The organism is Sphingomonas adhaesiva, from assembly GCF_036946305.1.
GTDB classification, from domain to species: Bacteria; Pseudomonadota; Alphaproteobacteria; order Sphingomonadales; family Sphingomonadaceae; genus Sphingomonas; species Sphingomonas adhaesiva_B.
This window is the reverse complement of record NZ_JAQIJJ010000013.1, coordinates 1-15184: the sequence shown is the minus strand read 5'-3', so window position 1 is coordinate 15184 and position 15184 is coordinate 1. Positions and strand designations below refer to the sequence as shown.

Below are 15184 nucleotides of genomic sequence, written 5' to 3'. Positions count from 1 at the left end.
TCCCTTGGAGTTGCCGATATCATGCCGATCGACCGTCACGCGGCCATCGACCGCCGCGCGCTGATCCGCGGTGCCGCCGGGCTGGCCGGCGGCGCGGCGCTGACCGGTGCCTTTCCCGCCTGGGCACAGAGCGGGACGCACGGGCATGCGCCGGGCCATGACGCCGCGCGGGGCATCGGCGCGACCCTGTCGGGCGAGACGATCGCGCTGACGGTCGCGGAATCCCGCTTCGGCACCGGCGGCCGATCGGCGCATGCGGTGACGATCAACGGCACCGTGCCCGCGCCGCTGATCCGGCTGAGGGAAGGGCAGAACGTCCGGCTGGCGGTGACCAACCACCTGAAGGAAGATACGTCGATCCACTGGCACGGGCTGATCCTGCCGTTCCAGATGGATGGCGTGCCCGGCGTCAGCTTCCCCGGCATCCGCCCCGGCGAAACCTTTACCTACGCGTTTCCGGTCCGGCAGTCGGGCACCTATTGGTATCACAGCCATTCGGGGATGCAGGAGGCGATGGGGCATTACGGCCCGATCGTGATCGATCCCGCCGGCACCGACCCGGTGCAGGCCGAGCGCGAGCATGTCATCGTGCTGTCGGACTGGAGCCCGGTCCACCCGCACATCCTGCTCAAGCGGCTGAAGCAGATGGGCGGCTATCACAATTTCCAGAAGCAGACGCTCGCCGGCCTGCTGGCGGGGCGCGACCAGCCGCTGAAGGATCGGCTGGAATGGGGCAAGATGCGGATGGACCCCACCGACATCTCCGACGTGACCGGCTCGACCTACAGCTTCCTGGTCAACGGTCATGGCACGGTCGAGAACTGGACCGGGCTGTTCGTGCCGGGCGAACGCGTGCGGCTGCGCATCGTCAATGCGTCGGCGATGACCAACTTCAACGTGCGCGTGCCGGGGCTGGCGATGACCGTGGTCCAGTGCGACGGACAGCATGTCCAGCCGGTCGAGACCGACGAATTCCAGATCGGCATCGCGGAAACCTATGACGTGGTGGTGCGCCCGACCGATGCGCAGGCCTATGCGCTGGTGGCGGAGGCGATCGACCGCTCCGGGCTGGTGCGCGCCACGCTGGCGCCGCGGATGGGAATGGTCGCCGCGATTCCCGCGCTGCGCCAACGTCCGCTGTTGACGATGAAGGACATGGGGATGGACATGTCCGGGATGGACATGGGGCAGAACGGCGTCATCGACCTGAGCCAGCCCGCCAATGACAGCATGTCGGGACATGCGATGAAGATGCGTGACACCGCGCTGCTGCCGCCGAACGTCAAGGTGGGGCCGGGGCTCGCCACCGTCTCCGCCGCGCCGGCGGATCGCGTCGCCGACAAGCCGACCGGGCTGGAGGACGTCGACCATCGCGTGCTGACCTATGCCGATCTGAAGGCACTGACCCCACGGTCCGACACGCGCACGCCGACACGCAAGCTCGACATCCATCTGACCGCCAATATGGAGCGGTATATGTGGTCGTTCGACGGCGTGAAGCTGTCGGAAGGCGCCGAGCGCATCCCGTTCCGCCACAATGAGCGCGTTCGCGTGACGCTGATCAACGACACGATGATGCCGCACCCGATCCACATTCACGGCCATTTCTTCGATCTGGTGACGGGCGCGGGGCTGAACGATCCGCGCAAGCATACGGTGAACGTGCTGCCGGGTGGCAAGGTGAGCTTCGACCTGACCGCGGATGCGATCGGCGACTGGGCGTTCCACTGTCACATGCTGATGCACATGCACACGGGCATGATGCGCGTCGTCACCGTGCGCGCGGAAGGCGATGCGGCATGAGCACGCTCGCGACGATTGCGCTGCTGCTGGCGGCACCGCAGATGGACCATGCGGCGATGGGGCACGCCACGCCCGCGCCCGAGGCGGCGGGGAGCGAGACGGCATCGCCCGTGGTCGAGGCGGAGATACCGCAGGGCACGCCCCCCGCCGTGGCGCGCGATCACGCCGCCGACGCCTTCTACGACCCCGCCGCCATCGCGCGGGCGCGTAAGGGGATGGAGCAGGAGAGCGGGGGGATGATCTTCTCGCGCTGGATGCTCGACCGCGCCGAATATCGCGCCGGCCGCGGGCGCGACGGCTATCATTGGGAGGGCGAGGGCTGGGTCGGTGGCGACCTCGACCGGTTCGCGATCAAGACCGAAGGCGAGGGGCGCTTCGGCGAGCGCCCCGAGCAGGCGGAGGTGCAGGCCTTGTACTGGCGCGCGCTCGACCCTTGGTTCAACCTGGAGGCGGGCGTGCGGCAGGACTTGCAGCGCGGCGGGCGGACCTATGGGGTGGCCGGGATCGATGGACTGGCGCCGTACTGGTTCGAGGTGAGCGCGCAGGCGTTCCTGTCCGACCGCGGCGATGTGTCGGCGCGGCTGGAGGGAAGCTATGACCAGCGCATCACGCAGCGGCTGATCCTCCAGCCGGCGCTGGAGGTGAACCTCGCGGCGCAGGACGTGCCTGACCAGCAGGTCGGGGCCGGGCTGACCAACGTGGAGGCGGGGCTGCGGCTGCGCTACGAGATCGCGCGCGAGTTCGCGCCTTATGTGGGGATCAACCGTGAGAAATCGTTCGGTCGCACCGCGCGGTTCCTGCGGGACGCGGGGGAGGGGGCGGCGTCCACGACGTTCGTGGCGGGCGTGCGCTTCTGGTTTTAGCCAAAAGCCCCTCCCCTTCAGGGGAGGGGTTGGGGGTGGGGGTGGGGGGAGCCTCGCAGAGATGAGCGCCAGTAGCTTTTGACTGCCCCACCCCAACCCCTCCCCTGAAGGGGAGGGGCTTTATCAACCGATCGCCAGATGCCGCTCCGCCAGCGCGACGTGCAGCCGGATGCCGATCGGCAGCACCGCGTCGTTGAAGTCGTAATGCGGGTGGTGCAGCGGCACGCCGGGCGCATCCACGCGCGCTTGACCCAGCCAGACATAGGCGCCCGGACACGCCTGTAGCATGAAGGAGAAGTCCTCCGAGGTGAACGCCGGCTCCGGCGCCACGCACGCGTCGCCCACGGTCGCCGCCGCGGCCAGCGCCTCGGCGGCGGCATTGGCGTGGTTGATCGTGGCGGGGTAATAACGGTCGTAGCGGACCTCGAACGAGACGTCGTTCGCCATCGCCACGCCTGCCGCCGCGGCGCGCAACGCATCCTCGATCGTGTCCTGCACCGCGGGGTCGAAGGTGCGCACGGTCCCGCCCAGCGTCACGCTGGCGGGGAGCACGTTGTGCGTGTGCCCGCCGTTGATCCGCGTGATCGACAGCACCGCGCTGGCGGTCGGCGCGATCCGGCGCGCGACGATCGTGTTGAGCTGCGTCGCCAGTTGCGCGGCGGCCAGGATCGCGTCGGGCGTGTCCTGCGGAATCGCGGCATGGCCGCCGCGTCCGGTCAGCACGATCTCGAACTTGTCGGCCGCGCCCATGATCGGGCCGGGGCGGGTCGCGATCGTCCCCATCGGCAAATCGGGCCAGTTGTGCAGCGCGAACACGCGATCGCACGGGAAGCGCGTGAAGAGGCCATCCTCCACCATCGCGCGTGCGCCACCCAGTCCCTCCTCGGCGGGCTGGAAGATGAAATGGATCGTGCCGTCGAACCGGCGGGTGCGCGCCAGATGCTGTGCCGCGCCCAGTAGCATCGCGACATGGCCGTCATGCCCGCAGCCGTGGAACGCGCCCGGCGCGGTGCTGCGCCAGGCGACCGCGCCCTCTTCCTCGATCGGCAGGGCATCCATGTCGGCGCGCAGCCCGATCGTGCGCGGCGACGTGCCGTGGCGCAGCACGCCGACCACGCCGGTGCCGCCGATCCCCTCGTGCACCTCGCACCCGATCGCGCGCAATTGCGCGGCGATCAGCGCGGCGGTGCGATGCTCCTTGTAGCCCAGCTCCGGATGCGCGTGGATGTCGCGGCGCAGCTCGACCAGCGCGGGCAGCAGATCGTCGACCATGCCGCTCACTTGCGCTCACCGAACAGGTGCTGGAGCGGGTAATGATGCTTGATGAACGGCGATTTGATCACGACGTAGCTGAAATATTTCTCGATCCCGTAGTCGCTTTCCAGCATGTCCTCGATGATCGACTGGTAATGCGCCACTCCGCGGGTGACGAACTTCAGCAGATAGTCGTAGCCGCCGCTGACCAGATGGCATTCGACGATCTCGTCCAGCTTGCGGATGCGCGCCTCGAACCGCGAAAAGTCGCCGGCGCGATGCTCGGTCAGCGTCACTTCGGTGAACACGGTCAGGAACTCGCCCAGCTTGGCGAGATCGACATGCGCGCCATAGCCGGTGATATAGCCCGCCTTCTCCAGCCGCTTGACGCGGGTGAGGCAGGGGCTGGGCGACAGACCGATGGCATCGGCCAGCTCCACGTTGGTGATCCGCCCGGATTGCTGCAGCTGGGTGAGGATCTTGAGATCGATCCGGTCCAGCTTGATCCCACCCACCATAAAGCGCCCCTATGCTGCGAGTGCGGCGCGGATATCGCGCTCGTCGAGCAATCCGTCCAGAGTCTTGCCGATCCGCGCGAAGATCTCGTCCATCTCCGCATCGCTGGCGCACAGCGCCGGGGCCAGCCCGATGATATTGTCCGGAAAGGAGCGGAAGATGACGCCATTGGCATAGCCCGCGGCGAACAGCCGGTCGGGGATCTTCAACGCCGGGTCGAATCGCGCCTTGGTCGCCTTGTCCGCGACCAGCTCGATCGCGCCCAGCAACCCGCGCCCGCGCGTCTCGCCCACCAGGGGGTGGTCGGCGAGCATCGCCATGCCGGCGTCGAAGCGTGCCGCGACCTTCTGCCCGTTGGCGAGGATGCCGCCTTCTTCGTACAGGCGGATCACCTCCAGCCCGACCGCGGCGCTGACCGGGTGGCCCGAATAGGTCATGCCGTGGCCGATCGCCAGTTCCGGCGCGGCGCCGTCGGCGATGCCCTGATACACCTTGTCGGACATCATCACCGCGCCCATCGGGACATAGCCCGCGGTCAGCCCCTTCGCGAGCGTCATCAGGTCGGGCGAGACGTCTTCCGCGTCGCACGCGAACATCGGCCCGGTGCGACCGAAGCCGGTGATGACCTCGTCGGTGACGAACAGGATGTCGAGGTCGGTGCAGGTGTCGCGCATCGCCTTCAGCCAGCCGCGCGGCGGCACCACGACGCCCCCCGATCCCTGGATCGGTTCGCAGAAGAAAGCGGCGACATTGTCCGCGCCCAGTTCCTCGACTCTGGCGCGCAGCTGCGCGACCGAGGCGGCGATGATCGCGGCATCGTCGCCGGGCGTCTCGCTGCGATAGGGGTAGGGCGACGGCAGATGATGCTGCCACCGGCGCGGCAGGTCGAACTGCCGGTGGAAGTTGGCCAGCGCGGTCAGCCCGGCGCCGGTGCTGCTCGACCCGTGATAGCCGCGCTCCAGCGCGATGAACTGCTTCTTCGACGGGCGGCCGACCGCGTTCCAGTAATGCGTGATGTAGCGGATCGCGCTGTCCACCGCGTCGGACCCGCCGAGCGTGAAATAGACATGGTCGAGGCCCGCGGGGGTGATCTCCACCAGTTTCTCGGCGAGGCGCACCGCGGGCTCGCTGCCGAAGTGGAAATAGCCGGTGGCATAGGGGAGGCGGCGCATCTGTTCGGCGGCGACCTCGACGATGCTCTCTTGGCCGTAGCCGACGTTGACGCACCACAGGCCCGCGAAAGCGTCGAGCAGGCGGTTGCCCGCCATGTCGGTGAGCCACATGCCCTGACCCGACTGAAGCAGCGTGGCACCGCGCGCCTCGTGCCCGCGGAAGGAGGTGACCGGGTGGATCAGATGGTCGCGATCCACGTCCAGCAGCGAGCGGTTCGGCAGCGCGCCGGCGGCGGGGGTCTGGTTCGTGCTCATGCGCGGAGCCTAGGCCCGCGGATGCGGCGGGAAGCGCGTTTTGTGGCGGGTGCGGCGCGCAGGCGATGGTGTTTTGCAGGAGTGGGGCGGCAGATCGTGCTGTGGTGGAGAAGAAGCGGGGCCGGGGTGACGACAGGGAGCGGCGCGTATCCTCCCCGTCACCCCGGGCTTGACCCGGGGTCCCGCTTTTCATCGTTACTCCAGCGCGTCCGCGATCGCCTTGCCGCATTCGACGGTCTTGGCGCGGCCCTTCAAGTCGCCGGTACGCAGGCCGGGGTCGGCCAGCACCGTCTCGATCGCGCGCATGATCGCGGCGGCCGCCTCCATCTCGCCCAGATGCTCCAGCATCATCGCCGCGGACCAGATCTGTCCGACCGGGTTGGCGATGCCCTTGCCCGCAATATCAGGCGCGGAGCCGTGGACCGGCTCGAACAGCGACGGATGCGTGCCGTCGGGGTTGATGTTGCCCGATGGCGCGACGCCGATCGTGCCGGTGCACGCCGGCCCCAGGTCCGACAGGATGTCACCGAACAGATTGGATGCCACCACCACGTCGAAGCGATCGGGGTTGAGCACGAACTGCGCGGTCAGAATGTCGATATGATATTTGTCGTGGGTGACGGTCGGATAGTTGGCCGCCATCGCCTCCACCCGCTCGTCCCACCACGGCATGGTGATGGCGATGCCGTTGGACTTGGTGGCGGAGGTGACGTGGCGCCGCTCGCGCGTGGCCGCCAGGTCGAAGGCGTAGCGCAGCACGCGATCGGTGCCGTGGCGCGTCATCACCGTTTCCTGGATCACCACCTCGCGATCGGTGCCGGGGAACATGCGCCCGCCGACCGCGCTATATTCGCCCTCGGTATTCTCGCGCACCACCCAGAAGTCGATATCGCCCGGCTCGCGCCCGACCAGCGGGCAGGGGACGCCGGGCATCAGCCGGACGGGGCGCAGGTTGACGTATTGATCGTATTCGCGCCGGAACTGGAGCAGCGAACCCCAGAGCGAGACATGGTCCGGCACCGTATCGGGCCAGCCAACCGCGCCGAAGAAGATTGCCGACGGATCGCCGATCCGCTCCTTCCAGTCCTCCGGCATCATCGTGCCGTGCTGCGCGTAATAGTCGCAGCAGGCGAAATCGTGCCATGTCTGGTCGATGGTGAAGCCGAAGCGCGCGGCGGCACGCTCCAGCACGCGGATGCCCTCGGGCATCACTTCCTTGCCGATGCCGTCCCCGGGGATGACGGCAATCGAGTAGCGACGGTTGCTGGTCATGGTCACGCCTTCAGCCCACCGATGTGGAACGCCTTGGTTTCCAGATATTCGTCGATCCCGGCATGCGCGCCCTCGCGCCCCAGTCCCGACTGTTTGATGCCGCCGAACGGCGCCATCTCCATCGCGATCCCGCCCGTGTTGAGCGCGACCATCCCCGCCTCCAGCGCCTCCGCGACGCGGAAGGCGCGGTGCAGGTTCTCGGTATAGAAATAGCTGGCGAGGCCGAAGCGGGTCGCATTGGCCAGTTCGATCGCCTCCGCCTCATGGGTGAAGCGGAACAGCGGCGCCACCGGGCCGAACGTCTCCTCGTCCGCCAGCCGCATGGCGTGCGTGGCACCCGTCAGCACGACGGGCGTGGCGAAGCGGTCGGCGCCGGCATCGGGTGCGACCTCGCCCGCCTGCGCATGGATCGAGGCGCCGTGCGACAGCGCATCGTCGATATGCGCGCGCACCTTCTCGACCGCGGCATGGTTGATCAGCGGGCCGATCGTCGCGCCCTCGCGCGTGCCGGGCGCGACCTTCAGCGCCGACACCGCCGCCGCCAGCTTCGCCGCGAACGTGTCGAACACGCCGTCCTGCACCAGGATGCGGTTGGCGCAGACGCAGGTCTGGCCTGCGTTGCGGAACTTGCTGGCCATGGTGCTCGCCACCGCCAGATCGATATCGGCATCATCGAACACGATCAGCGGCGCATTGCCGCCCAGTTCCAGGCTCAGCCGCTTGATGGTGTCGGCCGACTGGCGCATCAGCAGCGCGCCGACGCGGGTCGATCCGGTGAAGGACAGCTTGCGCACCACCGGACTAGCGGTCAGCGTAGCGCCGATCGCCTCCGGGCGACCCGTGACGACGTTGAACACGCCCGCGGGGATACCCGCATCCTGCGCCAGCTTTGCGAGCGCCAGCGCGGTGAAGGGGGTGAGGTCGGACGGCTTGACCACCACCGGACACCCCGCCGCCAGCGCAGGCGCGCATTTGCGCGTGATCATCGCGGCGGGGAAGTTCCATGGCGTGATCGCGGCGGAGACGCCGACCGGCTGCTTCATCACCAGGATGCGGCGGTTCGCCTCCGGCCCCGGCACGATCGATCCGTCGATGCGGCGCGCTTCCTCCGCGAACCATTTGATGAAGGTGGCGGCATAGCGGATCTCGCCCTCCGCCTCCGCGAGCGGCTTGCCCTGTTCCGCGGTCATGATGCGGCCGAGATCCGCGACATTCGCCATCACCAGCGCGTGCCATCGCTCGATCAGCGCGGCGCGGTCGCCGGCGGTGCGCGCGCGCCATGCCGGCCATGCGGCCTCCGCCGCAGCGATCGCCGCCTGCGTATCCTGCGCGGTGCAATCGGGCACGGTGCCGATCGTGGCGCCGGTGGCGGGATCGTCGACCGCGATCGCCGCACCACCGGCGGCGTCGCGCCATTCGCCCGCGATCAATGCCTGCTGGACGAACAGCGACGGGTCGGAAAGCGAGATGGTCATCCGAGTGCCTGTGTGGTGAGGGAGAAGAGCCGGGTCGTGGGGTCGGTGACCGGCACCGGGCCATGCACCATCGTGACGACGCGCCCGACCTGCGGCAGGCCCAGTTCCTCCAGCCATTCCGAAATGTCGCTGTCCTCCGGCACGTCGAGCCGGCAGAAGGCGCCCGCGTTGGAGCCGAGCCAGTGCGAGATCAGCGCCTTCGCCCCGCCGGCATCGGGGGCCACCACCGGCCCGACCAGATAGCCGCGGCCGAAGCGGCGGAACAGCGCGAAGCCGACCGGCTCGTTCTCGCGCGTCAGCATCACCCCCTGCGCGCCCGGTACGATCGCGTCGAGCAGCGCGCTGCGGTCCATGCCGGTCGCGGCGCGCGCCAGCGCGTGGAGCGTGTCGTCGTCCTTCGCACCCAGCGGGCGGACGCGCTCGCCCGGGATCAGCTCCGCCACCGGCACCGCAAAGGCCGCGCCCTGATGCTGGACGATCGCGCCGGTCTCCACGAACCCCAGCTTGCGATAGAGCGGCAGGCCTTCCTCGGTCGCGTTCAGCATCACGCTGCGCCCCGCCACCTCGCCCAGCAGCGCCTCCATCAGGCGGCGGCCGATCCCCATGCCCTGTGCGGCGGGCGAGACGATGACCATGCCGATCGTCGCTGCCTTCGCCGGATCGGTGTCGGCGCCGAACCGCCACGTCAGCGCGGTGCCGACGACCGTATCGTCGATCACCGCGACCTGGCCGTCGCCCAGCGCCAGCATCATCTCCCAATCCTCGATACGGTGCGGCCATTTGGCCTCGCGCGACAGATCGTGCGCGGTGGGCAGATCCGCGGGCGTCATGCGACGCAAGGTCGCCATCACGCGAATGTCGGTGGCCATCCATCTTCTCCTTCGCAGGCCGAATCGCATCACCGGACGGCGATGGGAGGAAATTAGGCAGGCGCATCAAGCATTGGCTGCCGCACTCGACACGCTTTCCCGAACATAATGGCGCGCGGGCACCGGGGCTGTCCCGGCATATGCTGCCGCACCGGCGGCGTCAGTCAGGCGGTGGTAGCCTCCGCCGCGCGACGGCGCAGCGCCTTCTCCAGCCGGTCGACGCGCTGCGCGCCGGGGATGACGTAGCGCCCGTCGAGCACCATCGTCGGTACCGACAACACCCCTTCGCCGCGCCAGTACAGCTCCGCGGCGCGGACCTCGCCGGCACAGGCATCGCTCTCCAGCACCGCGCGCGCCGCCGCCGCGTCGAGGCCCGCGCGGGTGGCGGCCGCGACCAGGACGTCCGCGTCGGACACGTTCTCGCCGCGGACGAAATAGCTGTCGAGCAAGGCGCGCTTCAGCGCCGGCTGCCCGCCGTGAACGCCGGCCCAGTGCAGCAGCCGGTGCGCGTCGAACGTGTCGTAGAGGCGGTCGGGGCGCGCGCCGAGATCGACGCCGGCCTCCGCCGCCGCCTCGCGGATGCGCGTGCCGGCGGCGCGCGCTTGGTCGGGACCGGCGCCATATTTGCGCGCCAGATTGTCGCTCACGCGCTCGCCCTCGGGTGGCAGCCCGGGATTGAGCTGAAGCGGGTGGAAGGCAAGGTCCACCCGCACCGCATCGGCAGCACGCGCGATCGCCTGGTCGAGCGCGGCCAGCCCGATCGCGCACCACGGGCAGACGATGTCCGACACGATATCGATGCGGACGACGGGGCGGTCGTCGGTCACGCGGCGCGTGCGACCGGGTCGACCGCGCCGACATGCGCGGCGATGGCATCGACGATGGTGGGGATCACCTGCGGCGGCAGCGTATGCCCCATGCCGTCGATCTCGATCAGCCGCGCACCGGGGATCGCGCGCGCGGTTTCGCGCCCGCCGGCTGGGGGCACCAGCGGATCGTCGCTGCCGTGGATGACGAGCGTGGGCGCGGCGATGCGCCGCAGCCGCTCCGTGCGGTCGCCATCGGCGATGATCGCCGCCATTTGGCGCAGGAAGCCGGTGGGGCAGCGGTTGCGCAGCGTCTCGCTGCGGATCCGCTCGGCCATGAAGGCATCCTCCATCGGGAAGCGCCCGCCGACCGCGCGTCCGGCCATCGTGCCATGCGCCACGATCGCCTCGATATCGTCGCTGCGCGGGTGGCGCAGCAGCAGCGCGGTGGTGCGCATCGTCGGGCGCGAGCAATCGGAGCGGCCGGTGGTCGACATGATCGAGGTCAGCGTCTCGACCCGGTCGGGCCAGTCGGCGGCCATCAGTTGCGCGATCATCCCGCCCATCGATGCGCCGACGACATGCGCGCGCGGGATCGACAGCGCATCGAGCAGGCCGATCGCATCCTGTGCCATGTCGCGCAGCATATAGGGGACAGCGGGGGTGCGGCCGAACTGCTTCTGCATCGCGGTCCATACGATGCTGGGCACGCCGGCATGGTCGAACTTCGTCGACAGCCCGACATCGCGATTGTCGAACCGGATCACGCGAAGGCCGTGTGCCGCCAGCGCCTCGACCATCGTGATCGGCCAGCGGACCAGCTGCGCGCCCAGACCCATCACGAGCAGAACCGCCGGGCCGTCGCGCGGCCCGTGCTCCTCATAATCGATCTCGATCCCGTTCGCGCGTATCCCCGTCATCGTCCCGTCGCCATCAGTCCGCAGGTTATCCGGCAGGCGTCACGATAATGCAACATTCCGCCCCGCGGTTCCGCGCTACGTTCCTTTGCGCCCCATCCCGTGGTAGCGCGCGTGTCCCATGGCCGATCGCCTCCATCTCGACCGCTTCCTGCCCTATCTGCTGTCGGTCACCTCCAACCTGGTGAGCGACCGGATCGCGCAGGCGTATGACGCGCTGTTCGGGCTATCGATCCCGGAGTGGCGGCTGATCGCGCTGATTGCGGAACATGCGCCGATCACCCAGGCGCAATTGGGCGAGCGCAGCCGGATGGACAAGGTGACGGTCAGCCGTGCCGCGATCGCGCTGACCGCGCGCGGGCTGCTGGCGCGCGCGCCCAATCCGGACGACCGCCGTTCGCATCATCTGGCGCTGACCGAGGCGGGACGCGCACTCTATGCCGAGGTCGCGCCCAAGGCGATGGAGTGGGAGCGCCGGATCTTCGGCCGGTTCGAGGCCCATGAGCTGGAACAATTCACCGATATGCTGCGGCGGATCGACGCCGCGGCGCAGGAGGACCATTGAATGCCGACGTCGGAGCGACTGATCGCCGGAGTGGAACTGGGCGGGACGAAGTGCATCGCGATCCTGGCGAGCGGCCCCGACCGCATCCTGGAGGAAGTGCGCGTCCCCACCACCCACCCGGACGAGACGCTGCCCGCGCTGGAGGCGGCGCTGGACGGCTGGCGCGAGTTCGCCGCGATCGGCGTCGCCAGCTTCGGCCCGGTCTCGATCGATCCGCAGGCGGGCGATTACGGCCAGATCACCTCCACGCCCAAGCCGCACTGGGCCTATACCGATGTCGCGAAGCGGCTGAAGGCGCGCTACGGCGTGCCGGTCGGCTTCCATAGCGACGTGGTGGGCGCCGCGATGGGCGAGGCGCGCTGGGGCGCGGGGCAGGGGCTGGGCGACCTCGCCTATGTCACCGTCGGCACCGGGGTGGGTGCAGGCATGATCGCGCACGGTCGTCCGGTCGACGGGATGACGCATTCGGAGCTGGGGCACATCCGCCCGCCGCGGCTGCCCGGCGACGACTGGGGCGGCGCGTGCCCGTTCCACGGCGCCTGCGTCGAGGGGCTGGCCGCGGGACCGGCGATCGCCGCACGCACCGGCATGAAGGGCGAAACGCTGTCGCTCGACGATCCCGCCTGGGACACGGTGGTGGATGCGCTGTCGCACCTGTTCGCGACGTTGACGCTGACCGGCGTGCCGCGTCGCATCGTGCTGGGCGGTGGCGTCATGGTGGGTAATCCCGACCTGCTGCCGCGCTTGCGCCGCGCCACCGCGGCCAACCTCAACGGCTATGTCGCCTTGCCGCAAGTGCAGGAGATGGAGACGTTTATCGTCCCCGCCGCGCTGGGCGGCAATGCCGGGCCGCTGGGCGCAGTGGTGCTGGGCGAGATGGCGCTGGAGGAGCGGTTTACGTCTGCTTAACCCTGCGCGCTTACCCCTTCTTCACGCGCCGGCGTTGCCCGGCATCCCGGGGGGGAGGGACAAGGCCGATGCGGATTCTGATCGTCGACGACGAGCCGGTGATACACGAAAGCTACCGGCTGGCGTTGATCCCGCCGCCGCGATCGGCCGAGGTGCTATCCGCGATGGCGGGCGAGCTGTTCGGCGTCCTGCCCGAACATCCGCCGCACAATGACGATGCGCCAGTGTTCGAGATCGTCCACCATCTTCAGGGTCTGGACGCGGTCGCCGAGGTGGAGCGCGCGATGGCGGCGGGCGATCCGTTCCGCATCGCCTTCATCGACGTGCGCATGCCGCCGGGGATCGACGGACGCGAGACGGCGCGGCGCATCCGCGCGCTCGACCCCCGACATCAACATCGTCATCGTCACCGGCTATTCCGATTTCTCGCTGCTCGACATCGGCCGGGTCGCCGGGCCGGTCGACCGGCTGTTCTATGTCGCCAAGCCGTTCGAGGTGAGCGAGGTGGCGCAGCTGGCGACCGCATTGGGCAAGCGCTGGGGGCTGGACCGCGCGCTGCGCGACGCCCGCGCGACGCTGGCGCAGCAGGTGGTGCAGCTGGAACAGCAGGCCGCCGAACTGGCCGCCAACGAAAGCCGCGCGCTGCACATCGCCAGCCATGACGCGCTGACCGAGGCGCCCAATCGCGTCGCCTTCCAGCGCGCGCTGGCGGAGCGGGCGCGGCGCCCCGGCTCGTTCGCAGTGGCGATGCTGGATTTGGACCGGTTCAAGCTGGTCAACGACACGATCGGCCATCTCGCCGGGGACGCGCTGCTGCGCGCGGTGTGCGGCCAGCTTCAGGATGCGATGCCCGCAGGTGGGATGGTGGCGCGGCTGGGTGGCGACGAATTCGGCCTGCTCTACGATACGACCGGCGAGACGGCGGCGCTGGCGACCGCCAACGCGCTGGTGGCGGCCTGTTCCACGACGGTCACCATCTTCGGCCAGTCGGTACGCGGGGCGGCGTCGATCGGGCTGGTGGTCGCGGAGGCGGCAGGGGCGAACGACCCGTGCCGTCTGCTGCGCCGCGCCGACCTCGCGCTCAACGATGCCAAGCGCCACGGCCGCAATTGCGCCCGGCTGTTCGACCACGAACTGGATGAGAGCGTCCGGCTGCGCCAGCGGATCGAGAAAGGGCTGAGCCACGCGATCGAGCGCGGCGAGCTGTCGATCGCATTCCAGCCGATCGTCAGCGGCAGCGCGCACGAGGTCGTCGGATTCGAGACGCTGCTGCGCTGGGACACGCAGGAATATGGGCCGGTCAGCCCCGCGATCTTCATCCCGATCGCGGAGGAATCTAACCTGATCCACGATCTCGGCGACTGGGTGATGGAGCGCAGCCTGATGGCGGTGAAGCGCTTTCCCGGCCAATATGTCTCGGTCAACGTCAGCCCGCGCCAGTTCCGGCGGCAGAATTTCGTCGCCGACGTCAGCGCGCGCGTGCAGCGCGCCGGGGTCGATCCCGCGCGGGTGCAGATCGAGATCACCGAAACCGCCATCTTCGACGATGCGGAAGGCGCGGCGCGAACGCTGGATGCGCTGCGCGCGCTGGGCTTCCGCATCGCGCTCGACGATTTCGGCACTGGCTATTCCTCGCTCTACAACATCCGCACCTTCGCGCTCGACACGCTGAAGATCGACCGCAGCTTCATCGAGGGGATGCCGCGCGAGCGCGAGTCGCTGGCGATCGTGCGCTCGATCGTCCATCTCGCGCATTCGCTGGGCCTCAACGTGGTGGCCGAAGGGGTGGAGACGCAGGGGCATGTCGACCTGCTGCGGGCGGCGGGGGCGAGCCATCTGCAGGGCGCGTATTTCTCGATCCCGGTGAATGCGGCGCAGGCGATCGGGCTGGCGCATCGGCGATGGCTGGCGGGCATGGCGCCGCCGCTTCTGGCGCGGACCGGAACCGACGGCTGACGATGCGCAGGCTGCTGCGCGCGCTGCGCACCCCCGTCGCTGGGGGCGCGGCTGGTGTTGATGCTGAGCGCGGTGGGTGTCGCCGGTGCCCTCGGGGCGACGGGTGCTGCTGGCGAGCGTAGTGATCCCCAGCTTCTCCCACCTGGAGCGCCGCTCCGCTGCCGTGCATGTCGAACGGACTCAGGCGCTGTTGCGCGCGCTGTGCGTCCAGGTGGAGGAAGCGGCGCGCGATCACGCCGATCTGGCGCCGCCTGACCATGGTCAGGTTCGGGGCGCGGAGGCGATTTTGCATGTCGCGCGCGACGGGCGCGTGACGACGGTGCACACGAGCGGTCACGCCGCCTCCCTCCTGAAGGCCGGGACGGCGCGATGGCGTCCGCAGGCGATCGCCGCCATGGGGGCACGCGGCTTTTTCCTGCGACAGGATGGTCGCGTCGTCGCCATCGGGGTCGCGCCCGATCGGCATGGCGGAGCGGTGGTCGCGATGCGATCGGGTGACGTCGGCGGCGCTGTCGCGGGCGTTGGGGATGCCGGCGACGATCGATCCGGCGC

At 69.3% G+C, this 15184-nt stretch carries 14 protein-coding genes and 1 pseudogene; 6 read left to right on the top strand and 9 right to left on the bottom strand.

Annotation, left to right across the window (positions count from 1 at the left end; genetic code table 11):
* The first annotated feature begins 21 nt into the window (after window positions 1–21).
* The gene (locus PGN14_RS16720) at window positions 22–1803 is read left to right on the top strand and encodes a copper resistance system multicopper oxidase (RefSeq protein ID WP_335300717.1); all 1782 of its coding nucleotides are present in this window, start codon (window positions 22–24) and stop codon (window positions 1801–1803) included.
* On the top strand, window positions 1800–2666 hold the full coding sequence (locus PGN14_RS16715) for a copper resistance protein B (RefSeq protein ID WP_335300716.1): 867 nt from the start codon (window positions 1800–1802) through the stop codon (window positions 2664–2666). Before PGN14_RS16720 ends, PGN14_RS16715 begins: the two co-directional genes overlap by 4 nt.
* Before the next feature lie 123 nt (window positions 2667–2789).
* Here PGN14_RS16715 and PGN14_RS16710 read toward each other — a convergent pair whose 3' ends face one another.
* From PGN14_RS16710 to PGN14_RS16675, 8 genes are all read right to left on the bottom strand, one after another.
* Complete coding sequence (locus tag PGN14_RS16710; RefSeq protein ID WP_335300715.1) at window positions 2790–3938, bottom strand: amidohydrolase; 1149 nt, start codon at window positions 3936–3938, stop codon at window positions 2790–2792.
* A 5-nt stretch (window positions 3939–3943) separates the two neighbouring features.
* On the bottom strand, window positions 3944–4438 hold the full coding sequence (locus PGN14_RS16705) for an Lrp/AsnC family transcriptional regulator (RefSeq protein ID WP_335300714.1): 495 nt from the start codon (window positions 4436–4438) through the stop codon (window positions 3944–3946).
* A gap of 9 nt (window positions 4439–4447) precedes the next feature.
* A complete protein-coding gene (locus PGN14_RS16700; RefSeq protein WP_335300713.1) occupies window positions 4448–5863 on the bottom strand; it encodes an aspartate aminotransferase family protein in 1416 nt (471 codons plus the stop codon).
* Between the two features lie 195 nt (window positions 5864–6058).
* Window positions 6059–7135: a tartrate dehydrogenase gene (locus PGN14_RS16695; RefSeq protein ID WP_335300712.1), complete on the bottom strand. Its 1077-nt coding sequence runs from the start codon at window positions 7133–7135 to the stop codon at window positions 6059–6061.
* A gap of 2 nt (window positions 7136–7137) precedes the next feature.
* Window positions 7138–8610, bottom strand: a complete 1473-nt coding sequence (locus tag PGN14_RS16690) for an NAD-dependent succinate-semialdehyde dehydrogenase (RefSeq protein ID WP_335300711.1) — start codon at window positions 8608–8610, stop codon at window positions 7138–7140.
* The gene (locus PGN14_RS16685; protein WP_335300710.1) at window positions 8607–9479 is read right to left on the bottom strand and encodes a GNAT family N-acetyltransferase; all 873 of its coding nucleotides are present in this window, start codon (window positions 9477–9479) and stop codon (window positions 8607–8609) included. The genes PGN14_RS16690 and PGN14_RS16685 overlap by 4 nt, the downstream gene beginning before the upstream one ends.
* Window positions 9480–9643: 164 nt before the next feature.
* Window positions 9644–10306, bottom strand: coding sequence for a DsbA family oxidoreductase (locus PGN14_RS16680; protein WP_335300709.1), 663 nt, complete (start codon window positions 10304–10306; stop codon window positions 9644–9646).
* Window positions 10303–11205, bottom strand: a complete 903-nt coding sequence (locus PGN14_RS16675) for an alpha/beta fold hydrolase (protein WP_335300708.1) — start codon at window positions 11203–11205, stop codon at window positions 10303–10305. The genes PGN14_RS16680 and PGN14_RS16675 overlap by 4 nt, the downstream gene beginning before the upstream one ends.
* A 118-nt stretch (window positions 11206–11323) precedes the next feature.
* Here PGN14_RS16675 and PGN14_RS16670 point away from each other — a divergent pair, with 118 nt between their 5' ends.
* On the top strand, window positions 11324–11767 hold the full coding sequence (locus tag PGN14_RS16670) for a MarR family winged helix-turn-helix transcriptional regulator (protein WP_335300707.1): 444 nt from the start codon (window positions 11324–11326) through the stop codon (window positions 11765–11767).
* Window positions 11768–12676: an ROK family protein gene (locus PGN14_RS16665; RefSeq protein WP_335300706.1), complete on the top strand. Its 909-nt coding sequence runs from the start codon at window positions 11768–11770 to the stop codon at window positions 12674–12676.
* Window positions 12677–12831: 155 nt separating this feature from the next.
* Here the strand turns inward: PGN14_RS16665 and PGN14_RS16660 are convergent, their stop codons facing one another.
* Complete coding sequence (locus PGN14_RS16660; RefSeq protein WP_335300705.1) at window positions 12832–13086, bottom strand: hypothetical protein; 255 nt, start codon at window positions 13084–13086, stop codon at window positions 12832–12834.
* A gap of 85 nt (window positions 13087–13171) precedes the next feature.
* On the opposite strand from PGN14_RS16660, the gene PGN14_RS16655 reads away from it, so the two are divergent.
* Window positions 13172–14632, top strand: coding sequence for a putative bifunctional diguanylate cyclase/phosphodiesterase (locus PGN14_RS16655; protein ID WP_335300704.1), 1461 nt, complete (start codon window positions 13172–13174; stop codon window positions 14630–14632).
* 103 nt (window positions 14633–14735) lie between these two features.
* A pseudogene (locus tag PGN14_RS16650) lies at window positions 14736–15184 on the top strand (hypothetical protein); the annotation flags it as partial.